The sequence below is a fragment of the Streptomyces sp. NPDC050759 genome, assembly GCF_044456945.1.
In the GTDB taxonomy this organism is placed as follows: Bacteria; Actinomycetota; Actinomycetes; order Streptomycetales; family Streptomycetaceae; genus Streptomyces.
This window is the reverse complement of the sequence record NZ_JBITGI010000001.1, coordinates 1,081,558-1,106,837: the sequence shown is the minus strand read 5'-3', so window position 1 is coordinate 1,106,837 and position 25,280 is coordinate 1,081,558. Positions and strand designations below refer to the sequence as shown.

Sequence of the window (25,280 nt, the reverse complement as noted above, 5' to 3'; positions counted from 1 at the left end):
TTGAGGAGGGGGGTGGATGCCGCGGCCTTAAGCTCACAGTCCCGAGGCGAACCCGGGGACCTTTGTGCCCACCCCCCTTAACCGCGGACCTCAAGGGTTCTCTGACCGGTCTTGACGAGCAAGCTAGCAAGAGGCACTGACAGTTCGGGTGTGGCTGATCAAACGGGAATCCAGTCAGGCCACTGTGGAGGGACGTTACTCACGGGGCATAGTCCGGAGTCGCCGGGATAGCCGTCCAGCGTCCCTCGGGTCGTGAAGAGCCACCATGCCAACGACACCGTCGCGACGACCACCAGCAGCGTCGGCAGTGAGACGCGGACCGTCGTTGGCGCGCGAACCACCAGGCGTCGACCAATGGCCCGCGCCACGAGTCCAACGAGTGCTTCGCCTCCCACGACAAGAGGGAGCAGGAGGTTGAGTTCCAAGCGTCCGCCGGCGTCGTAACCCGCGTCGCAGTATGCGCGCGCCCAGACGGTCAGCGACCAGGCGACGCAGCCCATGGCAGCTCCAAACAATGCGGAGCCTGCCCAGGGGAGACAGGAGGTGGATCTCTGCTCGGCTATGTGCACGACATGACACGACATCGAACGCACCATCCACGGTTCCGAGATGGGCGGGTGAGTGTCTCACTGCGTGACAATGCCGACGGGCAGCAGCGAACAAGCGCGGACGCCCACGGACCATCAGCACAGGTGAGAGTCACGCCAGCCCAAGGCAGCGCCCCCACCCCAGTTGCTTCGGGGCGAAGAGGTCTCTCGACCAGGCGGATGCGCAAGCAGTACAGCAGCCAAGTGCAGCAACCACAGCAACCGACCCCGCCCGGCAGCGTCCTTGAAGGGCCCAAGCGCAACCGGTATGACCGCCACTGACCGAGCCGCATAGAGCTACGGATCAGAAGGTCTCTGGCATCCACGGCGCCGGATGGCGGCGTACCCCAGCGTCGTGTCGGTGAGCGATGGCAGCCGGCCCGGACCAGACTCTTAATGCGGTGGTCACTGACCGTTTTGGAGGCGCTCGCTTAGTTCGCACTCCCGCAAGATGCGACGCAGCACCGACGGATACTCTTGCAGGTTCGGATACTCAGTGATCGCGTTCCTGCCGAAGGCTTGATGAACATTCGTGCCAGCTATGGCGATCAGGGCTACACGGACGCCCAGAGCTTGAGCGAGTCCAAGTTCGTAGTAGCAGCTCGGCCGTTCAAGCGATAGGTCTGCGATTACCAAGGCTGCTTGTTTCATCTCGCCAACAACTCGTGCCAGGTCGAACTCCTCACCGGGGTTCGGCAGGCCGCGATCCAGGGGAAAATGAACCGTCAAATTGAATTCGCTAGACACGGTGCTCATGCCAGCCCGCTTTTGCGTGAATTCCTTATCGGAAGACACGGGCATGATTGAATAGATGTAGCCTTCCATTATTTAGTCTTCTTTTCCACTTGTTCTGACTTGCTGAAGGGGGATGGGTGATCGGTTACGTCTCCCCAGCTCAGTATTGAAAACGTTAGTACAGAAATGAAAACCAAGGCGAAAATTAAGCCGAAAGCCCTTGGGATAAAACGCTCCGCGCCGGAAGATCGTAGGCCGCGCACAAATGTGCGCGATGAAGCGGACTGGAGGGCGTGAGCGGCGGATAGCTCCCGCCACTCTTTGTCGAAACAGTTGTAAGATTTAGCTTGAGATGGCCCGTTTGGTCCTTCGAATGTTACCAACGGTGCCATTTTGTTCAATACTGCGAATTTTGCTGTATTTAGCGCCTTGAAGTCGTCGATCTGCTTTAGCCAGTAAAAGCACATGAAGCAGGCAACGGCACTCAAGACAAGTATTCCCACGATTCCGGCCAGCAGGAAAGTATCGTGCGACGAAGCCCACCCTAGGATGACTCCGATCGCCAAAAGGCTCGCCGTTAGAACCGAGTAGTTCCAGCGATTCATGGCCAACCGACGCTCCGTAACTCTTTCGGTCGATTCGTAGTAGAGGCGGTACTCCTCAAACGAAACGGACGGCTGACTCGGCGGAGAGGACATGTTGACCTCGTCATCGAAGGGCGGTTGCTAAGCGTGACCGGTCGAAGACTACTGACGGTTGTCGCTGGGTGCTCGGCTGTTGCCAAAGATCGTGACCGCCGCCCGCTCCTGAGGCTGCGTCCGGGACAGAGGCGGGTACGCCGGGAGAAACATGGACGTGCCGGTTTGCTCCGAAGGCCACGGTCTGCTGCCCAACCGGGCGCGTGGCTGATGATCGCGCGATCCCTTGGCGGCCATTCCTGGGCCGTCCCTGGGCCGTCCGAGGCTGCCCGAGGCCACTCGACGACGACTGGCAGTGACAGTCGAGCCACAGCCGCCAGACACGAACCCCCAGGTCACAGCCCCCCGACCAAACGGGTTACCACCCGAGGGTGGACCTCAGGCAAGATGGGGTGTATCTGCCCACTCCAGATCTCAAGTTGCCGGACGGTTTCTCTTGGCTGAGTACATCTACACCATGCGCAAGACGCGTAAGGCGCACGGAGACAAGGTGATCCTTGACGACGTGACGCTGAGCTTCCTGCCCGGCGCGAAGATCGGTGTGGTCGGGCCCAACGGTGCCGGTAAGTCCACCGTTCTCAAGATCATGGCGGGTCTGGAGCAGCCGTCCAACGGTGACGCGTTCCTGTCGCCCGGCTTCAGCGTCGGCATCCTCATGCAGGAGCCGAAGCTCGACGAGTCCAAGACGGTCCTGGAGAACGTCCAGGACGGCGCCGCCGAGATCATGGGCAAGCTCAACCGCTTCAACGAGGTCGCCGAGCTCATGGCGACCGACTACTCGGACGCGCTGCTGGACGAGATGGGCAAGCTCCAGGAGGACCTGGACCACGCCAACGCCTGGGACCTGGACGCGCAGCTGGAGCAGGCCATGGAGGCGCTGGGCTGCCCGCCCGGCGACTGGCCCGTCACCACCCTCTCCGGTGGCGAGAAGCGCCGCGTCGCGCTCTGCAAGTTGCTGATCGAGGCCCCGGACCTGCTCCTCCTCGACGAGCCCACCAACCACCTGGACGCCGAGTCGGTGAACTGGCTGGAGCAGCACCTCTCGAAGTACGCGGGCGCTGTCGTCGCCGTCACTCACGACCGGTACTTCCTGAACAACGTCGCCCAGTGGATCCTCGAACTCGACCGCGGTCGCGCGATCCCCTACGAGGGCAACTACTCCACGTATCTGGAGAAGAAGGCCGCTCGCCTCAAGGTCGAGGGCCGCAAGGACGAGAAGCGCGCCAAGCGCCTCAAGGAAGAGCTGGAGTGGGTCCGCTCCAACGCCAAGGGCCGTCAGACCAAGTCCAAGGCCCGCCTGGCTCGCTATGAGGAAATGGCGGCCGAGGCCGACAAGATGCGGAAGCTGGACTTCGAGGAGATCCAGATCCCGCCGGGCCCGCGTCTGGGCTCCATCGTCGTCGAGGTCAACAACCTCTCGAAGGCGTTCGGCGACAAGGTCCTGGTCGACGACCTCTCGTTCACGCTGCCGCGCAACGGCATCGTGGGCATCATCGGCCCGAACGGCGCGGGCAAGACCACGCTGTTCAAGATGATCCAGGGTCTTGAGCCCGCGGACTCGGGCACGGTCAAGATCGGCGACACGGTCAAGATCAGCTACGTCGACCAGAGCCGGGCCAATATCGACCCCAAGAAGACCCTCTGGGCCGTGGTGTCGGACGAGCTGGACTACATCAACGTGGGCCAGGTCGAGATGCCGTCGCGGGCCTACGTCTCCGCCTTCGGCTTCAAGGGTCCGGACCAGCAGAAGCCGGCCGGCGTCCTGTCCGGTGGTGAGCGCAACCGCCTGAACCTGGCGCTCACGCTCAAGGAGGGCGGCAACCTGCTGCTCCTCGACGAGCCCACCAACGACCTCGACGTCGAGACCCTGTCCTCGCTCGAGAACGCCCTGCTCGAGTTCCCGGGCGCGGCTGTGGTCATCTCCCACGACCGCTGGTTCCTGGACCGGGTCGCGACCCACATCCTCGCGTACGAGGGCGACTCCAAGTGGTACTGGTTCGAGGGCAACTTCGAGTCGTACGAGAAGAACAAGATCGAGCGGCTCGGCCCGGACGCGGCGCGTCCGCACCGCGCCACCTACAAGAAGCTGACCCGGGGCTGATCTTGCGGCACATCTACCGCTGCCCGCTGCGCTGGGCGGACATGGACGCCTACGGCCACGTCAACAACGTGGTGTTCCTCCGCTACCTGGAGGAAGCCCGTATCGACTTCCTGTTCCGCCCGGAGAAGGACTTCAAGCAGGGGTCCGTGGTGGCACGCCATGAGATCGACTACAAGCGGCAGCTGGTCCACCGGCACGCACCCGTGGACATCGAGCTGTGGATCACCGAGATCCGGGCGGCGTCCTTCACCATCGCCTACGAGGTGAAGGACGGCGACGACGTCTACGTCCGGGCCTCGACGGTGATAGTGCCGTTCGACTTCGAGGCCCAGCGCCCGCGCCGGATCACGGCGGAGGAACGGGAGTTCCTCGAGGAGTACCGGGACGACGACGAGGAGGAGGCCGTCGCCGCATGACGGTGCTCCACCTCGCCGACGAGGGGGAGGCCGCGGACCTCGCCGCCTTCCTCTCCCGGCTGCTCCACTACGACCGCTCGGCCGCGGTACGCCTCCAGGGGGCCGGGACCGCGCTCGCCGTCTTCGGGCGTCCGCCGTCCTTCGAGGTGCTGGCGATCCGGGCGGTGCGGCTGGCCAAGCCGTACGAGAACGGGCTCGACGTCATGCTGGACGTGACCGTGTCCGCCGGGGAACTCCTCGAGTCCCTCGACGAGGGCGCGGGCACGGCTGTCGTGCCGCCGGAGGTGACCGGCCCGCCGTGGGCCGGAGTACTGCCGCCGCGTGGCGGGTGGCAGCCGGTGGCCGGGTTGCCGGGGCCGGAGGCACTGCGGGCGCTCGTCCACGCCGGGGTCGCCGAATTCCGGTCCCGTACCGAGGAGTTGGGCCCCGAGGCGCGTACCCGGGCCGAACTCGACCGGATCGGGCGGGAGATCTGGTCCCGCACCGTGGCGGACACGCGGCTTCCCGTGCGGGCCGTGCACGCGGCCCAGTCACTGGGATTCCTGCGCTCCGGCGGGGAGTTGGCGCTCTTCTCGTCCGGTGCGTGGCTGCGGCTCCGTACGCCGTACGGCTCGATCGCCGTGCGGCAAGGGGGACTTGGGGCGCTCGGCGTCAGCGTGCGCTGAGCTGCCGGCCGTCAGTCCCGGTCGCTGTCGCTGTCGTCCGGCCATACGCCGATGTGGTCCGGTTCCAGTTCCAGCGCCACCCTGTCGCGCATGCCCAACGCCTCGGTGTACTCCTTCGGGAGCTGGAGGCGGCCCGCGCGGTCCAGCATCGCGTACTCACGGGCGACCAGGGTCTCGTGGCCCGTCGTCGCGTCCACCTCGCTGCGGCGCAGGACCTCCGTGGACGTACGGCCGTCCCTGATGGCCACCGTCCGGCGGACCTCTCCGGCCACCGCCTGGTCGTGGGTGACGATGACGATCGTCGTGCCGAGCTGTTCGTTGGCGGTGCGGAACGCGGCGAAGATCTGTTCCGCGGTGTGGGAGTCGAGTTCGCCCGTCGGCTCGTCGGCGAGAAGGACCGCGGGGCTGTTGGCCAACGCCACCGCTATCGCGACGCGTTGCTGCTGGCCGCCGGACATCTGGTGGGGGCGGCGGTTGCGGCAGTCGGCCACCTCCAGCAACTCCAGGAGTTCCAGGGCGCGTTCGGTGTGGACGCGGCGGGGTGTCCTGACGCCCGAGAGCTGGATGGGGAGGGTGATGTTCTGGGCCGCGGTGAGGTAGGGGAGAAGGTTGCGGGAGGTCTGCTGCCAGACGAAGCCGACCGTTGCCCGGCGGTAGGCCAGGCGGTCCTTCGCGGTCATGGTGAGGAGGTCGTGGCCCGCGACTCTGGCCGCGCCGGCGGTGGGGGTGTCCAGGCCGGCGAGGATGTTCATGAGGGTGGACTTGCCGCTGCCGGACGCGCCCACGAGGGCCAGGAGTTCGCCCTCGCGGACGAGGAGGTCGAGGCCCTGGAGGGCTTGGACCTCCACGCCGTCCGTGGTGAAGATGCGGACGAGTCGGTCGCAGGTGATCAGGGCGTCGTGGCCGTAGACGGGACGGTTGCGGGCCTGGGTCGCCTTGTGGGCGAGGTCGGTGAGGGTGGGGTTCGTGGTCATCGGCCTTCTCCTGGACTGCGGTCCGGCGTGCGGGCTGGTCGACGGTGGGGTGCGCCCGCCGCCGGTCGGGTGCCTCCCTCTGCGGGTCGGGAGCGGTGCCGGCGGCACGACCGCCCGCAGCCGGGTGCGACGAGGTCGTTCATCTCGCGTCCCCTGCCCTGAGCTCCTGCACCGACCCCCGTCTCCCCGACCACCATGCCTGCCCGACCCCCGTCCCCACCGCGAGGAGCAGCACAGCCGCCGCCGGTATCACCAGGGACAGCGCGTCCGTGCGCAACTCGGCTCCGGCCGAGGTGTGGTCGGACGACGGGAGGGCGATGGCCGTCAGGTCGATCCCCGGGGACAGGAGGTGGATCGTGGCCCAGCCCGTGAGGGTGCCTCCGACAGCGGCCAGGACGGCCTGGGGGAGGGATTCGAGGATCAGGAGGCGGCGGCCCGCGGCCCGGGTCAGGCCCATCGTGCGGAGGCGGGCCAGGAGGGCCGTACGGTCCGGGGACGTGCGCAGGAGGGACAGGAAGAGGGCCAGGACCGCGTATCCCGTGCCGGCCGCCACCGCCGTCGCGTAGACGCCTTCCGCGCCGGTCTGGAGGGGGGAGTCGACGTAGCGGCTGCGTTCCTCGGACCTCAGGTGCACGGACGCCGCCTTCGGGGCGGCCTTCCGTATCGCGGCCCCGTCCAGCGACGTGCCTGTCAGCAGCACCGTCGTCGGCCGCGCCGCCGCCGGGCTCAACGCCTTCCGGTTCACGACCAGGAAGTCCGGCCCCAGCACCGCGGGCGTGCGGTCGAGGACGGTGGTGATGCGGACGGTGAGCGTGCTGCCGTCCGGGAGGAGGACCGGGAAGGGGCGGGTGCCGTACATCCGGGCGGTGGCCGTGGAGGCCAGGGCCGGGACCGCCTCCCCGGCGGTCCCCTCGCGCAGCCGGGCCGCTTCGAAGGCGCCCAGGTCCGTCCGGGACGACAGCGCCGCGTAGTCCGCGGGGTTCACCCCGACCAGCGGTACCGACAATGCTCCGTTCTCCGGCTTCGCCTCGGGGGTGACGCTCACCGCCGACAGCGCGCTCACCCCCGGCGCGTCGCGCAGCCGGTCCGGCAGCCCGGACGGGAGCGGCGCCCCCGTCTCCACGCGCGCGTCGGCGCCGACCGCGAGGAGGGCCGCGTGGTCGCGGGCCTCCTGTACGCCCGCGAGGACCGAGCCGCCGAAGGCCGCCGTGGTCAGGGCGGTCAGCAGGGCCAGCAGGGGCAGCACCGCCGAGGCGGAGGTGCGCCCCGCCCGGGCCAGGGACAGGTGCGCCACCGCGCCCCGCAGGCGGGCGGCCGGACGGGCCAGACCCCGCAGCGGGAGCGGGTACAGACGGACCAGGACCAGGGCGGCGACCACGCCCACCAGCACCGGTGCCAGCGAGACGAGGTCGTCGGCGGAGCCCGAGGTGCCACGGCGACGCAGCGACTCCACCGCTCCGGCCGCCAGTACCAGCAGCGTCAGCTCGGCGACCGTACGGCGCCGGGACGGTCGTACGGACGAGATGTCCTCGCGGCCGGTGTGGACGCGGACCACACGGTGGACGGCCGCCGCGCGGAGGGGGAGGGCCACGCAGGTGACGGCGGTGACCGCCACGGCGGCCGCGATCGCGTACGGGAAGCGGCCCTCGGGGACCGTGAGCAGCGCGGCGGCCAGCCCCAGGGCGCCCGCGGGGACGGCCACGACCGCCGTCTCGGCGAGGAGGCGGGCGGTGAGCCCCGTCAGGGAGGCGCCGCGGGCCCGCAGCAGGGCGAGTTCGCCGCGCCGGCGGTCCGCGGTGAGGCCGCCCGCCATCAGGAGGACGACGACGGCGACCGTGCCGGCGCCGGACGCGGCGACCGCGACGAGCGGGGCGACGCTCTCGCGGAGCCGGTCGTAGGAGATGAGGACCTCGTCGAGGTCGGTGCTGATCTCGGTCTGGCCGTCGAGCGCCGTCAGCTCGGTCACCGGACCGTCGATCTCCAGGCGCAGCTTCCGCAGTGCCGGACCGGCCTCCAGGGAGGCGAGCGCGGACCGCAGGGCCGGGGCGTCACGGGCCCGGAGCGTCTGCTCGGACGGCGCCAACTGCCAGTACCGCTCCGGGCGTCCCGGGGTGGCCAGCAGGACCGGGGCCGCCTCGGGGGCGACGAGCAGGGCGCCGTACCAGTACATGTCCACGGACGGCGCGGGCTCGTGGATCAGGGCCGGGGTGCGCAGGATGGAATGGGTGGACCAGTAGGCGCCCTTCGGGTCGTGCGGGGTGACGATGCCCGTGACGCGGATGGGGAGGGTACGGCCGGCGGCCGGTGAGTGGATCACCGAACCGACCTTGATGTGGAGGGCCTTGGCGGTCTCGACGGTGACCGCCGCCTCCAGCTCCGGTGCGGTGGCGGTCACTTGGTCGTCCGCACGCGGCAGACGGCCCTCGGTGACCGAGGAGTGGGCGCCGAGGCCCGCCTGGGCGACCAGGGTCACCTGCGCGGGCTTGCCGGTCGGCCTCGGCAGCCACGGGTCCGGTACCGGGATGTTCAGGGTGGTGCGCACGCCGTACGTCGACTGGCCCGGGTCGAGGACGAGCGGGCGCGGGATGCCGGCGCGGACCTTGGCGTACTGCCGGGCCAGCACGTCGGGGCGCAGGACGTCCTCACGGTCCCTCGGCGCCAGCATCATGGACGGCTGCGGGGCGTACACCTCTATGCCGGTCCGGTCGGGGCGGGCCTGCTCGGCGGCCCGGCGCAGTCCGGCGTCCTCGTAGCGGTCCACCGCCCGTGGGAACGCGGCCGCGAGGCACGCCGTCAGCGCGACCAGCACCGCGAGTGCGCACGCGGCGCCGGGCGCGGTCCGCAGCCGGGTGCGCACCCAGGACACGGTCACCGGGGGGACCCCCGTCCCGTTGAAGCGTCTCACTTCACTCACCCCCCTCACGCAACGCCCGCGCCGGATCCGCCCGCCGGAGCGCCAGCGCCGCCGTGACCAGGAGCGGGGCGAGGGCCACCGCCGCCAGCAGTACGGCCGCCTGCGACAGCGGGAGTTGCACCAGGACCCGCGGGACCGGTCTGGTCGCCTCGTCCGTCAGCACGATCAGCGGGACCACCGCCCGGGTCAGAACCGTGCCCAGCAGCGCGCCCACCAGCAGCGCCAGCACCACCAGGACCCCCTGCTCCACGGCGACCGCGCGGGCCAGCCGGCGGCGCGGAGCCCCCAGGGCGCGCAGTACGGCGAACTCCGCGCCCCGCTCCCGCAGCGACCCCGCCGCGCTCACCGCGAACCCGACCGCGGCCAGCGCCGCCGCCACCCCGGCCGCCGCGGCGAACGCGGCCTCGGGGCCCGCCCCGAAGGGGTCGTCGCGCAGCTGCCCGGCGAGCTCGTCCCGCACCACGACCTGCGCGGGGTCCATGTCGGGCCGGGCCCGCAGCGCCGCCGCGACCTTCTCCGACCCGCCCGGCTCCGTCATCAGCCACCACTCGGTCGGCTCCACGCCGCGGCCGTACTGCGCCTGCAGCTCCCGGTTCACGGACCGCAGATCGACCAGCAGGGCCCCACCGTTGTCCGTGGCCGTGGGCAACTCCCGTACGGAACGCACGATCTTCACCGACACCGTCTCGCCGCCCAGCGGCACATCCAGCCTGTCTCCCGGGGAGGCGCCCGCCGAAGCGAGGAAGCGCTCGGTCGCGACGGCGGTGACCTCGGCCGGCTTCGGCTGCGGGGCCTGCATCCGGACCGTCAGGGTCCCCGTGCTCCAGGTGTCGTCGGAGGGGATGTACCCGGTGCCGTAGTCCACCGTCAGCCGACCGGACCCCGAACTCAGGCGTGGCGGGGTCGGCTTGGGCCTCGGGTCCGGTGTCGAGGCGACCCCGTCGCTTTTCGATTCGACCTGCCACGTGGTGGGCAACGGCAGCCGCCGTACCGTCCCTTCGGAACCCGTGGCCGTCAACTCGGTGAGACTGAAGCGATGTTGCTCGGCCGCGCCGCTCGGCACGGAGACGATCAGTTCCAGGTCGGTGAGGGTCAGCGGACCCCCGGACACATAGACGTCCAGCGCGTGGGCGCGGCCGTCGGAGGGGAGTTGGCCGGCCGGGACCCGATAGGGGGTGCCGTAGCGGTCCTCCAGGGTGAGGGTGACCTGTGCCGTCTCACCCGGGACGGAACTGCGCAGGGTCGCCGTCAGCCGCAGCCGGGCCGTGCCCGCGGGCACCTTCACGCCCGCGACCGAGCCCTTGGGACCGAGCCCCTGGAGGAAGGGTCCGGAGTGCAGGTCGGGACGGATCAGCATCGAGGCGCGCGAGGTGTCCAGGGCCAGCACCGTCGCCACCTGGCTGCCGGACAGCGGCAGTTCGGAGCGGGCGGCGGGGGCGGTCCGCCGTACGCCCGGGACGGCCGCGTACTCCTCGGTGCGGCCGAGCCCCGCGTCCCCGGGGGTCAGCACCCGCACCGGCGCCCCGGCCCGGAAGTCCGCCTGATCGGACTGCGAACGGTCCCAGGAGGCGCCCTGTCCGATCGCCAGCATGCCCAGTGCCATGGCGAGGACCAGCAGCAGCACCGGGCCCGCCCCGCGCATCGGGCGGCGGGCGATCTGCCAGCCCGCCAGGGCCGCGGTCAGGCCGCGCCCGCCGGTCGCCCGGCGTTCGGCGAGCCGGGCCAGCGGCGGCAGCAGCCGCAGCGTCAGGACGGTCCCGGCCAGCAGCGCGAGTGCGGGCGCCGCCACCAGCAGCGGGTCCACGCCCAGCGTGCCGGAGGTGTCGTCGGACACGGCACCGGAGGTCTGACGGCTGAGCTGGAAGTACGCCACCGCGGCCACGGCCAGCAGCCCGAGGTCCGCCCCCGCGCGCACCGCCCCGGGCAGCGCCCGGGACCGGCCGCGTGCGAAGGAGGAGGTCAGCGCGGGCAGGGTCACCGCGAGCGCACACCCGAGGGCCACCGCCGCCGCCACCAGCCACACCCCGGCCCGTCCGCCCGACGGCACCTCCAGGTGCAGCCCGATCCGGGCCAGCGGGCCCCGCCCGGCCAGCGTCCGGGTCAGCGGGCCCGCCAGCAGCGGCGCGCACAGCAGCGCGGGCAGCGCGAGCAGCGCCGCCTCCAGGGCGGCGAGGCCGGCAATCCGGCCGCGGGAGGCGCCCCGCGCCATCAGCAGTCGGCTCTCGCCGGTGCGCTCACTGCTCAGCAGCCCCGCCACCAGCAGCAGGGCGCAGCCCGCGAGGAGCACCAGTTGCAGGGCGACGATCAGCAGGGTCGAGCGGGAGACGAGCAGCGAGCGGTCGGTGCGGTCGAGGACCTCCGGGAGCGAGGTCGACGCGGTCGTGGCGCCGCCGAGGGAGGACTCCTTGCGCAGTGCCGCGTTCCCCGCGGCGGCCGTCTCCCGCAGCGCGTCCGAGCGCGCGGTCGTCACCGTCGCGAAGTCGGCCGACGCCAGCCACCCCGACGCCCCGACGCTCACCGTCCCGTCGGCCAGCACACCGGGATCGGCCAGCAGGGGGCCGTACGTCGTGAAGTCGAGCTTGTTGATGCCCCGCCCGTGCAGGTCGTCGAGAAGCCAGTACGGCTCGTCCGCGCGGAGGGGCCGGTACAGGCCGGTCACCGTCACCCGCACCGCCGGGCCGCGCAGCCGGTCGGTGAGGGTGAAGCGGGCACCGGGGCCGAGATCGAGGGCGCGGGCGGCGGCCTGCGGGAGCGCCACCTCGACCCGCCCGTCGGCCGGCCGCGGCAGCCGCCCCTCGACCAGCCGCAGCCGGCTCCGGTCCAGGGCCGCGAAGTGGGTCAGATCCGGGTCCCCGGAACGGTCCCGCTCGGGCTGCAGCGACCGCGGCAGCGCGTACGGACCCGACCGCAGGAACGTCCGCACGGTCACCGGCAGCCCGTCGAACGTCTGCCGCGCCACGTCGCGTACGGCGGTGTCGGCGGCCGTACGACGGTCCTCGGGTACGTCGGCCTTGACGACCAGCGCGGTGTCGGCGGCGTTGCGCGGGTCCTGGAGGGCGTGGCGCAGGGCCGCGTCACCGATCGCGCCGGAATAGGCGGTGAGGGTCGCGAGGACCGCGGTGGTGAGCAGGACCGTGAGCAACGCGGCGGCGAGCAGCAGCCGGTGTGCCCGCGCACGCAGGAACACAAGGCGTGCGATTCCCCCGAACCCCGTCACCCGGCCCCCCGCCGTGTCGTGTCTCCGGGCGAGGATGTCAGAGGTGGTGGTCACGGGTAAGCGCTTGTAGCGCGGGCTTGACCGGATTGTGACCGGATTTCGGTGCCGGTCGACCGGAAAGCGACCGGAATCCGGCGCTCAGTGAGGGGTGATCAGTCGGCGGTGGTCAGTCGGCGGTGTTCACCATCGAAGCGGCCGCGTAGGTCAGGTAGTTCCACAGCTGTATCTCGTGCTCCTCGGACAGGCCGAGTTCGTCCACGGCGTCCCGCATGTGCCTCAGCCACGCGTCGTGCGCCTCGCGATTGACGACGAAGGGCGCGTGGCGCATCCGCAGCCGGGGGTGGCCGCGGTTGTCGCTGTACGTGGTGGGGCCGCCCCAGTACTGCATCAGGAACAGCGCGAGGCGCTCCTCGGCCGGGCCGAGGTCCTCCTCCGGGTACATGGGGCGCAGGACCGGGTCCTCGGCGACTCCCTGGTAGAAACGGTGGACGAGGCGGCGGAAGGTCTCCTCCCCGCCGACCTGCTCGTAGAAGGTCTGCGTCTGCAGCGTGCCGCGCCGGATCTCTTTCACGTCAACCATGGTCTCAGACGGGGTGGAGGAGGACTCAGGGCTTAGGACCTCCGGCGCTCAGGGTGCAGAGTGGAGATATGGGCGCGCACGCTGTCGGCAACGACAAGGAACTCGCCGAACTCGCCGCCTCGGCGCGGGCCGCGCTGGTGCGGGAGATCGACGCGAGCGGGGCCTGGGCCGCCGACCCGGTGTGGCGGGAGGCCTTCGAGGCGGTGCCCCGGCATCTGTTCGTGCCGTACTACTACGTCGGCGTCGTGGGGGGCTACGAGCGGCGCTGGGGCGAGAGTCCCGACCCGCGCGCCCGGGAGAAGTGGGTACGCGGGGCCTACGCCGACGCGCCGCTGGCCACCCGGCTGCGCGACGGCGAACTGGTCTCCTCCAGCAGTCAGCCCTCGCTCATGGCGATGATGCTGGCCGCACTGCGGGTACGGGACGGCGACCGGGTCCTGGAGATCGGAGCCGGCACGGGCTACAACGCGGCCCTGCTCGCGCACCGGCTCGGCGACGAGTGCGTCACCACCGTCGACCTGGAGCCGGAGATCACCGAGGCGGCACGCAGGCATCTGGCGGCCGCCGGGTACCACCCCGTCGTCGTCACCGGTGACGGCGCGCGCGGGGTGCCCGAACGCGCCCCCTTCGACCGGATCATCGCCACCTGCACCCTGTCGTCGGTGCCGGTCGCCTGGCTCGCCCAGTGCCGCCCCGGCGCCCGGATCCTGAGCCCGCTCGCCACCGGGCTGATCGCCCTGACCGTCCGGGACGCCGGGCACGCGGAGGGACGGTTCCTGCACACGCCCGCCTACTTCGTGCCGTTGCGCGGGGCGGACCGGCACGAAGAGGGGTTCGTCGAGTGGGACGGGGTGCCGCGCCGGGCCCGGCAGAGCGAGCTGTTCCGCTTCCTGCTGGCGCTGACCCGGGACACCCTCGAACCCCGGGACGCGTACGCGCTGTGGGAGCGCGAGGGACAGCCGCGCCGTGAGCGGTACGGCATCACGGTCAGCGGAGAGCGGGAATGGGCGTGGCTGGACGACCCGGAGGGACCGTACACCTGGCCCCTCCGGTGACGTGGCCGGTGCGTTAGCCGCGGCGGATCGTGATCGTCGTCCAGGCGCCGACGTGCACCCGGTCGCCGTCCTGGAGCGGCACCGGCACGAACGGCGTGATGGGCTCCTCGGCGCCGTTCACGGTGGTGCCGTTCGTCGAGTTCTGGTCGACGACCGCCCAGGAGCCGTCCGGTTGCTGGACCAGCACCGCGTGCTGGTGCGAGACGCCCGGGTCCTCCGGCGGCACCGACAGGTCGACGTCGGGGGTGTCGCCGGTGGAGTGCCGACGGCGGCCGATGGTGACCTGGTTGCCGGTGAGCGTGCGCTGCTGCTCGGGGGAGTACGCGGGCAGGTTCAGGCCCGCGGCCTCGGGGCCGGAGCGCTGCATCATCGCCAGGAAGTAATCGCGGTCCGGGCCGATGGTGGCCGTCCAGGTCGCCGGCTGCTGCGGGAAGGACGGGCCGGGGGGCGCGGGCGGGGCCTGGGTGGAGCCGGGCTGCGGGTAGCCGTAGCCACCCGGTCCGGGGTTCCCGGGACCGCCGGGGGCGGTGGAGGACGGCGGGGAGAGGACCCAGTCGTCGGCGCCGCCGCCGAAGGACTGGCCGCCCTGCTGGGACCGGTTGGTCTCCTGCGGGAAGGCGGGCGGCGCGGATGCGCCCTGCGCCTGGAAGCCCTGTGGGGCGCCGCTCGTGGCACCGGGGCCGGCGGGCGGGGTCGGCCCGGGAGGCGGCGGGACCGGGCGGGAGGGGTCGGCGCCGAAGTTCGGCGGACCGCCGGGGCGGCCGCCCTGGCCGGGTCGGGAAGGGTCGCCGGGGTAGCCCTGCGGGCCACCGGGGCCGCCCGGGCCGGGCTGGGTGGGGGGGCCGCCGAAGCCCTGCGGACCTCCGGGGCCTCCGGGGCCGGGCGGGGCCTGGGGCGAGCCGGGCTGGGGGTAGCCATAGCCGCCGGGGCCATCAGGTCCAGCGGGGCCGCCGGGTCGTGACGGGTCGCCTGGGAAACCGGAGGGTCCGGGGCCGCCGGGGCGTCCGGGGTCGCCCGGGAAGCCCTGCTGACCGCCGGGGCCGGAGGGTCCGGGACCGCCCTGCCGGGAGGGGTCGCCTGGGTAACCGGAGGGACCGGGGCCGCCGGGGCGGGAGGGGTCACCGGGGTAACCGGAGGGTCCGGGGCGTCCGGGGTCGCCCGGGAAGCCCTGCTGACCGCCGGGGCCGGAGGGTCCGGGACCGCCCTGCCGGGAGGGGTCGCCGGGGAAACCGGAAGGACCGGGGCCGCCCTGCCGGGAGGGGTCACCGGGGTAACCGGAGGGGCCGCCCTGCCGTGAAGGATCCGGGGGGAAACCGGACGGACCACCGGGACCGCCAGGGCCGCCGGGTCCACCGGGGCCGCCCGGGCCCGGACGGCCCGACGGCTCCGAGCCGAAGGGGATCGGTTCCGCGGGGCGGTTCACCTGGGACGGGCGTGAGCCCTGGTACTCGTACGAGTCACCGCCGCCGAAGGACGGACCGGGCCCCGCCTGCTGCTGGAAGTGCGAGGGCGGGCCGCCGGAGCCGCCCGGCGGGCGCGGGGCGGCCGGGGTGTACGAGGTCGCCGTGTTGGTCAGGAAGTTCCACCGGCACTCCTCGCAGAAGGGCGCACCGCCCTCACGAGGGGTACGGCACTGCGGGCAGAGTTCCGGCTCGGCGTCCGGTACGGCGGACAGATGCGGACGTCCACCGGGCTGGCCCCCGGGGCCACCGGGCGGCGGGAAGCCGTATCCGCCTCCACCTTGACCGGGCGGCGGCGGAGGGGGCGGAGGTACGGCACCGGCCATGCGGTGACCGCAGACCTCGCACCAGTCGTCGGAACCCGACTGGTGTCCGTTCGGGCAGGTCGGCATGTCGGCGCTTCCCCCTCTCGGATCAGGGAACTACTACGTCGGTAACTGTCTACTTCTTTACACGAACAGTCTTTGTCGACCGTGTCTCGAGAGTCATCTCGTCGGCCTCCTCGACCTTCGCCTTCAGTCGCACAGTACCTGTCGTGGCGTCGACGACGTCGACCACCTTCGAAAGCAGTTTCGCAGTATCGGCGTTCCCGGAGTTGTTCGCGAGCTGGACGGCCCGGCCGAGTTTGGCCGTTGCTCCATCGATATCGCCCGCCTTGCGCAGATCGAGCCCTTGCTGGATGGCTTGTGCCAGTTCGGCCTGGCCGGTGTAGTGGGCGACTTGGGGGTTGATCGACGTCGAGGCGACCATGTCGTCGGTCCACACGGCCCTCACGAGACCCTGCGCGCCCAGGTTCTGCGTCGAGCCGTCGGGCTGCGGGACGACCAGGGAGACCCGGGCCGCGAGCATCTCCTGGCCGATGTTCGCGGCCGGGACCTCGACGCAGACGTGGTAGTCACGGGACTCGTCTCCCCAGGAGCCGGTGGGATAGTCCCCGGCACGCGGACCGGCCTCGGTGCGGCGGCCGGTGAGCTCCTCGACGGTGGGCGCGACCTGCTTGACGAACTTGATGGCGGTGCCGACCGGGGTCCACACCCTCAGGGCGACGTCCGCGACCTCCTTGCCCATGGCCGCCTCCATCATCTGCGTGAAGTCCGCGGCGAGTCCCGCCGGGTCGGCGACGATGTCGGCGGTGCCGAGCAGGGCGGAGGCGATCCCTGTGACTTCTTTCACTTCCCAGTCGGTGCCCACGCCCCGGGCGTCGCAGGTGAAGCGCCCCGCGCAGGCGTCGAGGGCGGCCTTGAGGTCCTCCGGCGACTCGTGTTCGTTGCGGCCGTCGGTGAGCAGGATGCCGTGCCGGATGGCGACCTCCGCCGAGGACAGCAGCCGGTCGGCGAGGCGCAGCCACGTCCCGATGGCCGTACCGCCGCCCGCGCTGAGCTTGCGCAGCGCCTGCTTGGCCTGATCACGGGTGGTGGCGTCGGCGACCGCGAGACGGCCGTTGCCCGGATACATCTCCTTGGCCACGTGCGTGCCGCCGATCACCGCGAAGTGCACACCGTCGCGCAGGGTGTCGATCGCGGCGGCGGTGGCGTCGCGGGCGTTGCGCATCTTGGTCGGCGGGTAGTCCATGGAGCCGGAGCAGTCGACCATGATCGCCACCGCCGCCGAGGGCCCCTGCTCCGCCGACCAGAGATGCGGGGCCGCGACCGAGCTTCCGATCGTGCCGCCGCCGGTCGAGGTCACCGTGACGATCGCGTTGACCTCGCGGCCGCCCTCCGGCAGGTACTCGTTCTGGTAGACGTCCATCGAGAACTGCGGCACGTTCGACTTCGAGAAATTGGCCATGCCTACTCAAATCCCCCTCGCGAACCCCACATGCGTGAGGCGATGACTGATTTCGGACCGGTCCCCTCCGGTCCGGCGCCGCTGCTGCGGCGCATTCCCCGTGTACGGCCTCAGGCCGATCCTGCCCCCTGCGGAGGGGTCGGGAACGGCACGACGGCCACTGTTACGTTGTCGTGGCCCCCGCCGTCCAGGGCGTGGCCGACCAGGACCCGGGCGGTGTGCAGCGGGCGCGCGGCGGCGTCGGCCGGTACGGCCTCCGCCATCTCGTCGGCCGCCTCCGCGTAGTTCCACAGGCCGTCGGTGCACACCACCACCACACCAGGCCGGTCCGGCTTGAAGGAAGCGGTGTGCGGGTCGAGTTCGTAGGCGTCCGCGCCGAGCCAGCCGGTGATCGCATGGGCGCGCTCGTCGGCGTACGCCTCGGCCTCGTTCATCAGGCCCGCGGCGACCATCTGGGCGGCCCAGGAGTCGTCCTCGGTGAGCCGGGCCGGGGGTGAACTGCGGTCCGTCGGCACCCAGTAGACCCGGCTGTCGCCGACCCAGCCGACGACCAGCAGGCTCGGGGTGACGATCGAACCGACGATCGTGCACGCCGGGGCGTTCTGGTGCGGCTGGTGCTCGCGGGCCGTGGCTGGCTCCGCGGCGAGCGAGTTGACCGCGCGGGAGGCGGCGACGATCGACTCGTGCATCGCCTGTTGCGGGTGTGTGCCCTGCGGCAGCGCGGCCAGCAGCGCGTCGGCCGCGGCCCGGGACGCGGCCAGGGAGGCGTCGTCGGGGCGGGTCGCGGAGGACACGCCGTCGCAGACGACCGCGAAGGTGGCCGGCGAGCCGTCGGGCAGCACGCTGGTGCCGAGGGTGAAGGCGTCCTCGTTGCGGTGGTGGCGCAGGCCGCGGTCGCTGACGGCGGCGATCGGGCCGGCCTCCTGCTCCATGTGGTCGCGCTCACGTGGCTGGGCGTGCCCGCAGTTCTCGCAGTAGCCGTCGTCGTCGACCCGGCCCGCGCGGCAGGCCACGCACACCTTGGTGCCCTCGGCCGGGGTGGGCGGTCCGGCGGCCACCCGGGGGTCGGGCGCCTGCAGGACGTACTCGTCGGGCTCCGGTGAGCGGTCGAAGCGCACGCCGGAGACGGGGGAGACGGGCGAGCCCACGACCGGTCCGGACGGAGGCGGTTCGTGCCCGCCCGACTCGGTGCCCCGCAGGTCGGCCGGCAGATGGACCTCCGCCGGCGGGTGCGGGACCTCGGGCCAGGGGCCGCCGGGGGGCGCACCGTTCATGGCGATGGTCGGGCTGTCGTCCGGCCGTGCCGGCACGGCGGACAGGTCGTATCCGCACGCACCGCAGAAACGGTCGCCCGATTCGAGCGGCCACTCGCAGCTGGGGCAGGCGGACAGCTGGGGCATCTGCGACATCAACTACACCCACGTCCGGGGGCGGTAACGGTTGGCTCGTTCCACCAGGTCGATCCTCTCCTCGCCGCCCTGCGCGAGCCGGGCCAGCGTGCGGTACGAACGCTCCAGGCCGAAGCGCAGTCCTCGCTCGTCCAGTCCGCTGCCGAGCAGCGCCCGTCCCCCGGCGGCGGGGGTGACGGAGTCCTGGCCACCGGAGAGTATCCAGTCCAGGGCCGCGCCCAGCACCTCCGCCGACAGCTGCTCGCGGCGCGCCGGATCCAGACCGTACGCGTCCAGCGCCTCGACCTGCCCGGCGGCGGCGGTCAGGTCGTCCAGGAAGGGTACGTCGCCCGCGGTCGCCGTGCGTCCACGCAGCCGCGCGCGGACGGCGGCCACGCGGGCGGCGGTGTAGTGGATGGAGGACTCCGGCACCGACTCCAGCGTGTTCACCGCGCTACGACGGTCCCCGGTCGCGAGTTGCACGCGCGCGAGGCCGAACGCGGTGCTCACATAGCTGGGGTCGGTCGACCAGACCAGGCGGTAGTACTCGGCGGCGTTGTCGAGCTGTCCGAGCACCTCCGCGCACAGGCCGAGGGCGAGCTTGGGGGCGGGTTCGCCGGGAAAGGCGTCGTAGATCGCGTCGAAGGCGAGCGCGGCGGCCTCGTGGTCGCCGGTCACCAGGGCGGCGACGCCCCGGTACCAGACCACCCGCCAGTCGTCGGGCCGCTCCTCCTCCAGCCGCCGCAACGACTCGTCCGCGGTGTGCGCGTCGCCGTTCTCCAGCCAGGCCCGCACCTGCCGCAGGCGCGTCTCCGCGGATGCCGCCGGTGCGGCCGCGAGGGCGCCGAGCAGTTCGGCGGGCGCGGTGGTCATGAGCCCGGCGAGGAAACCGGCGTTGGGGTCGGAGGGGTCGACGTGGGGGACGGGCAGTGCAAGGGCGGCGGCGGGGGCGTCGGCGGACTTGACGAGGGTGCTGACGGCGCCGCCGGGCCGCTCGGGACCCGGGGTGCCGACCGGAAGAACAGCGGACGAGGGGGCGGCCGTCCTGGGCCTCCGCCGCCCCGCCGCAGGCACCCGCGTCCCCAGCCGCGACACCTCACCGTCCAGCTTCGGGAACAACTCCGTGTCGGTGACGCGGACTTCGGGGCCGAAGAGCGTCGACAGGGAAGGCCTGGCACGGCCCGTCTGCAGGGAGACGACCTCGCGCAGGACCCCGGTCAGCTGTTCCGACATCTCCTGCGCGGAGGCGAAACGGCGGGCCGGATCCGGGTCGGTCGCCCGGACCAGCAACCGGTAGAACGACTCGTACTGGCGGAAGACCTCGATGTGGTCGGGGTCGGGCAGCGAGTCGACGAAGACGTTGGTGTAGCCCTGGAAGTCGAAGGTCAGCACCGCCAGGGTGCGGGCGACCGTGTACAGGTCGGAGGCGACCGAGGGGCCCACCTCCGCGACCTCAGGAGCCTGGTAGCCCACCGTGCCGTAGATGGCCGACTCCTCGTCGTCCATCCTGCGCACCGCACCCATGTCGATGAGCTTGAGCTGGTCCTCGGTCTGGATGGCGTTGTCGACCTTGAAGTCGCAGTACAGGAGGTTGCGGCTGTGGAGGTGGCCGAGCGCCTCCAGGGCCTCGATGCCGTACGCGCACGCCTGCTCGACCGGCAGCGGGTCGCGCTTGCCGCCGGATGTGCGGCGGTCGTTGGCGATCTCCTTGAGCGACTTGCCGCCGACGTACTCCATGACGATGTAGCCGTCGAGCGAGCCGGTGCGCTGGTCGAGGTGTTCCACGAAGTTGTAGATCCGCACGATGTTGGCGTGCTCGATCTCCGCGAGGAAGCGCCGCTCGGAGATCGCGGCGGCCATCGCGTCCTGGTCGCCGGTGTCCAGCAGACCCTTGAGGACCACCCAGCGGTCGGACACCGCGCGGTCCACGGCGAGGTAGACCCAGCCGAGGCCGCCGTGCGCCAGACAGCCCGCGACCTCGTACTGGCCGTGCACCACGTCACCGGACTTCAGCTTCGGCACGAACGAATACGGGTGACCGCACTTCGTGCAGAAGCCTTCCGTGCGCCCGGACTTCTCCCCGCGCGAACGCCCCACCGGGGCACCGCAGTCGGAGCGCGAGCAGAACCGCTTGCGCTCGGGCACCTCGGGGTTCTCCAGGACCATCTCGCGCGGGTCGGGCCGCGGCACCCCGGGCACCTCGACGAGGCCCGCTCCGAGCCGGCCGCGCCCGCTCGAACCGGCGGAGGAGCCGGAGCTGCGCACCGACACCGAACGGCCCGTGGACTTCCCGGAGACCGAGCGCGACAGCCGTCCCGACACCGAGCGCCGGGACTTCGACGACTGCGAGGACGTACGCGAGGAGGCACGCCCGGTGGCGCGCGACGTGCCGCTGCCCTGCGAGCCCCTGCCGGTGGACGCCGAGCCGGCCCGGCCTCCCTCGGCCGAGACGACCGGCGCGAGGCCGCAGGTGTCGCAGTACAGCTCGCCGCCGCCCATGTCCTCGTACGTACCGTCGCAGCCGGGCCGCTGGCAGGGCTGCTGTTCCTGACTCATGACGTCGCCGCACCCCCTTGGTCACTCATGTTCCGGGCCCCCCACGGTCTTCGGGACCGCTCTGCTGCGGTACTCGCGGGGCTCCCAGCAGTTCGGCGGCCGCGTGCTGGTAGCGCAGCACGGCCTGTTCGGCGACCCGCAGGTCGCAGGGCGCGCTCCACAGCATCCGCCGGGCCGCGTCGTAGCGCTCGATCAGGAACGGGTCCTCGGCCAGTCCGTGCCGGGCGACCTTCGCCTTGTACGCGTCGAGACGGCCGCGCAGCTCCGCGCGGACCGCCAGCGGGGCGGTGACCGCGGTCAACGACTCGCGGGCGCGCAGCAGTTCGTCCTCCGCCTTCTCCTCCAGGGACTCCAGGAGCGGGGACAGGCGGTGCCACTGGGCGTGTCTGCGGTACTCGGCGGCCGTCGCCAGCTGCTCCTGCAGCACGGTCGGCGGTCCGCTGACGACCGGCACCTCCGTGGCGGCGATCTTCGCGAGGACCTCGCCGCGCGCGGTGCGGGCCTCGGCGAGCGTACGGTCCGCGCGGGAGAGCACGTCCCGCAGTTTGACCAGCCGGGCCTCCGCGTCCTGCCGGACGGTGAGCACGGCGTCGATCTCCCGGCGCACGTCGTCCAGGGCGCGCGCCTCACGGTCGTACGCCGTGGTGTCCGGCTTTCCGCCGCCGGGCGCCGAACTGCCCTGCGCCTGCCGCCAGAAGGCGAGCGGGTCGGAGATCACCTGCTCGCGCAGTGAGGTGAGCGCGTGGGTGATGCGCTCCAGGTCGTCGCCGGCCGGGTGTTCTCCGGGGCGGACGCCGACGGAGTGCGCGAGCCGGCGGGTGCGCTGGAGTTCGGCGGCCAGGAGATCTATCCGCGCGGGCAGCGCCGACCACACCGCGTCGGCGGCCACGACCATGTCCAGGCTCGACGCGTACAGGTCGTTCATCCGCTCGACGAGCGTCACCAGCGAGAACCGCTCGCTCAGCTTTCCCGAATTTCCGTGCAGGGTGGGCGCGTTGGCCGTGGCGGTCGCCGAGCCCGCGACGGTGACCGACTCGCCGCGCAGCAGCTCGGTCAGCTCCACCAGGTCCTCGCGGCTGGACCAGCGGCGGCGGGAGCGGATCTCGCGGGCCGAGCGCAACGCGTCCGAGTACGCGTCGAAGTACGCCCACAGCAGGGTGATCGAGGCGTCGGCGGACGTCCAGCGCTCCTTGGTGACGCCGGTGAGTTCGGCGCCCTCCAGGAGCCGTCGGCCCGCGTGGTCCTGCAGGGCGAGGAGCGAGGTCTCGATCGCCTCGTGCTCCGCGCCGAGCCGCGCCAGCGCACGGTCCACCTCGTCCCGGTCCATCACCGGCTCGGGGGGTCCCGTGACGCCCATCGATCACCTCTCGCTGCTGAAGGGTTGCTGGGTGGTTGTTCGTCGTTCGTCGTCTTTGAGGATCCGTCAGTTCTTGCGCAGGTACTTCGGTGGCGGCGGTTCCGACTTCGCCGAGCTCTCGTTCAGTGTGGCCGACAGCCACCTGTCGTACGACGCCTGCCAGCCGTCGGTGGTGTCCTTGCGGTAGTCCACCAGAATCTGGTTGACCCGGCGTACCAGATCGTCGGCGTCGCTCCTCATCGCCACGCCGTAGTACTCGGTGGTGAAGGGGGAGCCCTTCAGTTCGACCGTGGGGTCCTGGGCGGCCTGGCTCGCGGCGAGCGCGCCGTCGGTGACCACGGCGTCGACCTCGCCGAGCTGAAGCCTGACGAGACAGTCGAGTTGGTTGGGGACGGTGGTGCTGATGTCCGCGGAGGCGACGAGCTCCCCCGACTTCTTGTCCTCGTCCAGCTGGCTGAAGGCGGTCGAACCTTCCGCCGTGCAGATCTTCTTCTTCGCCAGCGAGTCGTCGTAGCCGTTGATGTCCGAGGACTTGGGGGCGAGGACCTGCTGTCCCGTCTTGAAGTACGGCGCGGAGAACGCCACGTCGGCCAGGCGCTTGCAGTTGATCGTCATCGTGCGCACCACCATGTCGACCCGGCCCTTCTGGATCGCCGGGATGCGCTGGTTGGTGGGGATCGCCTTGAACTGCACGGCGTTCGGGTCACCGAGGATGTCCTGCGCGATCCGGTGCACCAGGTCGATGTCGAAACCCTCCAGGTCGGCCGTCGGGCCGCCGTTGGGGTTGCGGTAGCCCCAGCGGTAGCTGTTCTGGTCGACGCCGACGATCAGCTTGCGCTTCTCGCCCTGGCGGGCCTTGATCTTGTCTATCGTCGGGCCGTCCGCGCTCGACGGGGACAGCGTCTGCTCCTCCGGGTGCGTCTTGATCGCCGGGTTCAGACAGGGGTTGTCGTCCGCGACCTGATCGGCACGCGTGACGCCCGGCCCGCCGGTGCCCGTACTGCCGTCGCCGTGCGACCGGGCCACCGGCAGGAGCAGCGCGAAGGCGAGCACCAGGCCGCAGACGACCGCCATCGCCCCGACGCCGCCCCAGCCCCTGAGACCGGCCCGCACACGTCCACGCATCCGCATCGTCACGCCCCCTCTCACCGGTACTCCGACAGCCTGCGCCCGATGCCGAGCACCGCGCCGGCCGCGCCGAGGACGGCCAGCACGGCGGCGCCCGCCGACAGGCCGGTCATGGCGCCGAGACCGTCACCGGCCGACCGCGCGAACTCGGTCTCCTCGTGGGTCAGGGCCGTGGCGAGGTTGCGGTCGACGCTGTCGAAGCACTCGCCCGTGGCGCCCTTGTCGCCTATGACCCGCTTCAGGGCCTCTTCGTAGTTGCCGTAGTCGTCCTGCTCGCGGGCCGCGGTGTGGCGCTGCTTCCACACCGTCATGTTGCCCTCGGCGGCCGTCACCGGCTTCTTGCCGCTGCTGTCGTCGGCGAGCTTCGACGCCTCGGCCAGGCCCTTGCCGAGGGTGTCCATGTCCTTGTCGAAGTCGAAGTCGTAGGCGTCGTAGGTGACGTCCACGCCCTGGGCGTTCTTCTTGGTGACCGTCTCGGCGCCGCGGGCCACGAGCGTGAGGTTCTCGTTGCCGCGGGCCTTGAGGGAGGCGATCCGGGCGTCGTGGAGCACGTTGAGCGAGCGCACTCCGTGATCGTAGGAGTCGTTGAGCCCGGCGCGCGCGACGGTGTGGCCGACGACCAGCCACAGCAGCACCACGGTCGCGGTCGCGGTGGCCGCGACCAGGCCGTGGTTGAGAACCCGGTTGGTGCGCCGGTAGTTGCGGTGCTGGGCCCAGGCGAGCCCGGCGAGGGCCAGGACGCCGAGGCCGATCGCGGCCCACGGGTAGGGCGTGGCGTCGGCGTAGTCGGCGCGCAGCCGCTGGTTCTCGCTGGTGTAGAGGTTCTGCGCCTTCGGGAGCATCTCCTCCTGCATCTTCTCGTTGGCGTACCGCAGATAGGCGCCGCCGACCGGGAAGCCCTGGCGGTTGTACGTACGGGCCCGCTCCACCAGGCCCTTGTACTCCGGCAGCAGGGTGTTGAGCTCGGCCACGGTCCTCGCGGCGGGGGAGTCCGGGTCGGAGTTCGAGGCAGCCTTGACCAGACCGGCCGCGGCCAGGTCGATGTCCTTCTCGTAGCGCTCGCGGGAGTCGGCCGTCTCCTGGCCGCCGGCGAGGAAGCCGCTGGAGGCCGCGGTGTTGGCGTCGGCCAGGTAGCGGTAGATGTCGGCGGCGGCGCTGCTGAGCGGCTGGCTCTTGTGCAGCACGTCGTCCGCCGCGGCGGCCCGGTCGTTGGTCTGCCAGGCGGTCACCGCGCCGAAGAGGACGACGAGCAGGGCGAGCGCCGCGCCGATGATGCGCAGCCGGCCCGGTTCGGTGGTGGCGGCCGCGCGCACCTGGTCGAGACCTTCCGCGAAGGCCGTACGACGGGCGGGCCCCGCGGGGGACACCGGGACGGGCGAAGGTGGTGGCTGGGCCGGGGGTCCCGGCTGCGGTGGTACGGCCGGCATCGTGGGCACCCCGGAACCCGGTGGTGCCGTACTGCTCTTCGGCGGGTGTGTCACTGCTTGACCTCCCCCATGGTCATCCCTCGCCGCAAGTATCGCTGCCGGGACCGACATCCGCACCGGGCTTCACTGGATCTTGATCGAACCGCAGCGGATCGCCTGCCGGCCCGGCCATGCCCCCGCACCACCCCTTGCCCATGAATACGCCACCGGAATCGGTTCGGTTCCCCCCTGGGG

The 25,280-nt window shown here is 71.6% G+C and carries 17 protein-coding genes; 4 read left to right on the top strand and 13 right to left on the bottom strand.

Annotated features, from left to right (window positions below):
- Positions 1-992 precede the first annotated feature (992 nt).
- Positions 993-1,412: a hypothetical protein gene (locus ACIBJB_RS04865; RefSeq protein WP_398926492.1), complete on the bottom strand. Its 420-nt coding sequence runs from the start codon at positions 1,410-1,412 to the stop codon at positions 993-995.
- Positions 1,412-1,927 (bottom strand): hypothetical protein, encoded by a 516-nt coding sequence (locus ACIBJB_RS04860; RefSeq protein ID WP_398926490.1) that lies wholly within the window; start codon positions 1,925-1,927, stop codon positions 1,412-1,414. Before ACIBJB_RS04860 ends, ACIBJB_RS04865 begins: the two co-directional genes overlap by 1 nt.
- A 529-nt stretch (positions 1,928-2,456) precedes the next feature.
- Here ACIBJB_RS04860 and ettA point away from each other — a divergent pair.
- The 3 genes from ettA to ACIBJB_RS04845 are packed head-to-tail and all read left to right on the top strand — an operon-like array spanning position 2,457 to position 5,202.
- Complete coding sequence (gene ettA / locus ACIBJB_RS04855; protein ID WP_079162876.1) at positions 2,457-4,121, top strand: energy-dependent translational throttle protein EttA; 1,665 nt, start codon at positions 2,457-2,459, stop codon at positions 4,119-4,121.
- 2 nt (positions 4,122-4,123) lie between these two features.
- On the top strand, positions 4,124-4,537 hold the full coding sequence (locus ACIBJB_RS04850) for a thioesterase family protein (RefSeq protein ID WP_057609559.1): 414 nt from the start codon (positions 4,124-4,126) through the stop codon (positions 4,535-4,537).
- Positions 4,534-5,202 carry a hypothetical protein gene (locus tag ACIBJB_RS04845; protein ID WP_398926487.1) on the top strand — a complete coding sequence of 223 codons (669 nt, stop codon included), beginning with the start codon at positions 4,534-4,536 and terminating at the stop codon, positions 5,200-5,202. The genes ACIBJB_RS04850 and ACIBJB_RS04845 overlap by 4 nt, the downstream gene beginning before the upstream one ends.
- Positions 5,203-5,213: 11 nt before the next feature.
- Here the strand turns inward: ACIBJB_RS04845 and ACIBJB_RS04840 are convergent, their stop codons facing one another.
- The 4 genes from ACIBJB_RS04840 to ACIBJB_RS04825 form a co-directional block, all read right to left on the bottom strand.
- Positions 5,214-6,176 (bottom strand): ABC transporter ATP-binding protein, encoded by a 963-nt coding sequence (locus tag ACIBJB_RS04840; RefSeq protein WP_398926485.1) that lies wholly within the window; start codon positions 6,174-6,176, stop codon positions 5,214-5,216.
- A 139-nt stretch (positions 6,177-6,315) separates the two neighbouring features.
- Positions 6,316-9,090, bottom strand: a complete 2,775-nt coding sequence (locus tag ACIBJB_RS04835) for an ABC transporter permease (protein ID WP_398926483.1) — start codon at positions 9,088-9,090, stop codon at positions 6,316-6,318.
- Complete coding sequence (locus ACIBJB_RS04830; RefSeq protein ID WP_398926854.1) at positions 9,083-12,307, bottom strand: FtsX-like permease family protein; 3,225 nt, start codon at positions 12,305-12,307, stop codon at positions 9,083-9,085. Before ACIBJB_RS04830 ends, ACIBJB_RS04835 begins: the two co-directional genes overlap by 8 nt.
- Positions 12,308-12,473: 166 nt before the next feature.
- Positions 12,474-12,887 (bottom strand): globin, encoded by a 414-nt coding sequence (locus tag ACIBJB_RS04825; protein WP_398926481.1) that lies wholly within the window; start codon positions 12,885-12,887, stop codon positions 12,474-12,476.
- Between the two features lie 68 nt (positions 12,888-12,955).
- On the opposite strand from ACIBJB_RS04825, the gene ACIBJB_RS04820 reads away from it, so the two are divergent.
- Entirely contained in the window at positions 12,956-13,942 is a 987-nt protein-coding gene (locus ACIBJB_RS04820) for a methyltransferase domain-containing protein (RefSeq protein ID WP_398926479.1), read from the top strand.
- Positions 13,943-13,955: 13 nt separating this feature from the next.
- Here ACIBJB_RS04820 and ACIBJB_RS04815 read toward each other — a convergent pair whose 3' ends face one another.
- The 7 genes from ACIBJB_RS04815 to ACIBJB_RS04785 form a co-directional block, all read right to left on the bottom strand.
- Complete coding sequence (locus tag ACIBJB_RS04815) at positions 13,956-15,794, bottom strand: FHA domain-containing protein (RefSeq protein ID WP_398926477.1); 1,839 nt, start codon at positions 15,792-15,794, stop codon at positions 13,956-13,958.
- 49 nt (positions 15,795-15,843) lie between these two features.
- The gene (locus ACIBJB_RS04810; RefSeq protein WP_398926475.1) at positions 15,844-17,190 is read right to left on the bottom strand and encodes a VWA domain-containing protein; all 1,347 of its coding nucleotides are present in this window, start codon (positions 17,188-17,190) and stop codon (positions 15,844-15,846) included.
- A gap of 110 nt (positions 17,191-17,300) precedes the next feature.
- The gene (locus tag ACIBJB_RS04805; RefSeq protein ID WP_398926473.1) at positions 17,301-18,602 is read right to left on the bottom strand and encodes a PP2C family serine/threonine-protein phosphatase; all 1,302 of its coding nucleotides are present in this window, start codon (positions 18,600-18,602) and stop codon (positions 17,301-17,303) included.
- Positions 18,603-21,134 (bottom strand): tetratricopeptide repeat protein, encoded by a 2,532-nt coding sequence (locus ACIBJB_RS04800; RefSeq protein WP_398926471.1) that lies wholly within the window; start codon positions 21,132-21,134, stop codon positions 18,603-18,605. It abuts the gene before it with no gap.
- Positions 21,135-21,159: 25 nt separating this feature from the next.
- The gene (locus ACIBJB_RS04795; protein WP_398926469.1) at positions 21,160-22,491 is read right to left on the bottom strand and encodes a hypothetical protein; all 1,332 of its coding nucleotides are present in this window, start codon (positions 22,489-22,491) and stop codon (positions 21,160-21,162) included.
- Between the two features lie 66 nt (positions 22,492-22,557).
- Positions 22,558-23,622, bottom strand: coding sequence for a glutamate ABC transporter substrate-binding protein (locus tag ACIBJB_RS04790; RefSeq protein ID WP_398926466.1), 1,065 nt, complete (start codon positions 23,620-23,622; stop codon positions 22,558-22,560).
- Positions 23,623-23,636: 14 nt separating this feature from the next.
- The gene (locus ACIBJB_RS04785; RefSeq protein ID WP_398926463.1) at positions 23,637-25,046 is read right to left on the bottom strand and encodes a hypothetical protein; all 1,410 of its coding nucleotides are present in this window, start codon (positions 25,044-25,046) and stop codon (positions 23,637-23,639) included.
- Between the last annotated feature and the right edge of the window lie 234 nt (positions 25,047-25,280).

What these genes read in the sequence shown, in the direction of transcription:
- ACIBJB_RS04865 (WP_398926492.1), bottom strand. Translation starts at nt 1,412, where the DNA reads ATGGAAGGCTACATCTATTCAATCATGCCCGTGTCTTCCGATAAGGAA.
- ACIBJB_RS04860 (WP_398926490.1), bottom strand. Translation starts at nt 1,927, where the DNA reads ATGAATCGCTGGAACTACTCGGTTCTAACGGCGAGCCTTTTGGCGATC.
- ACIBJB_RS04845 (WP_398926487.1), top strand. Translation starts at nt 4,534, where the DNA reads ATGACGGTGCTCCACCTCGCCGACGAGGGGGAGGCCGCGGACCTCGCC.
- ACIBJB_RS04840 (WP_398926485.1), bottom strand. Translation starts at nt 6,176, where the DNA reads ATGACCACGAACCCCACCCTCACCGACCTCGCCCACAAGGCGACCCAG.
- ACIBJB_RS04825 (WP_398926481.1), bottom strand. Translation starts at nt 12,887, where the DNA reads ATGGTTGACGTGAAAGAGATCCGGCGCGGCACGCTGCAGACGCAGACC.
- ACIBJB_RS04820 (WP_398926479.1), top strand. Translation starts at nt 12,956, where the DNA reads ATGGGCGCGCACGCTGTCGGCAACGACAAGGAACTCGCCGAACTCGCC.
- ACIBJB_RS04815 (WP_398926477.1), bottom strand. Translation starts at nt 15,794, where the DNA reads ATGCCGACCTGCCCGAACGGACACCAGTCGGGTTCCGACGACTGGTGC.
- ACIBJB_RS04810 (WP_398926475.1), bottom strand. Translation starts at nt 17,190, where the DNA reads ATGGCCAATTTCTCGAAGTCGAACGTGCCGCAGTTCTCGATGGACGTC.
- ACIBJB_RS04800 (WP_398926471.1), bottom strand. Translation starts at nt 21,134, where the DNA reads ATGAGTCAGGAACAGCAGCCCTGCCAGCGGCCCGGCTGCGACGGTACG.
- ACIBJB_RS04795 (WP_398926469.1), bottom strand. Translation starts at nt 22,491, where the DNA reads ATGGGCGTCACGGGACCCCCCGAGCCGGTGATGGACCGGGACGAGGTG.
- ACIBJB_RS04790 (WP_398926466.1), bottom strand. Translation starts at nt 23,622, where the DNA reads ATGCGGATGCGTGGACGTGTGCGGGCCGGTCTCAGGGGCTGGGGCGGC.
- ACIBJB_RS04785 (WP_398926463.1), bottom strand. Translation starts at nt 25,046, where the DNA reads ATGCCGGCCGTACCACCGCAGCCGGGACCCCCGGCCCAGCCACCACCT.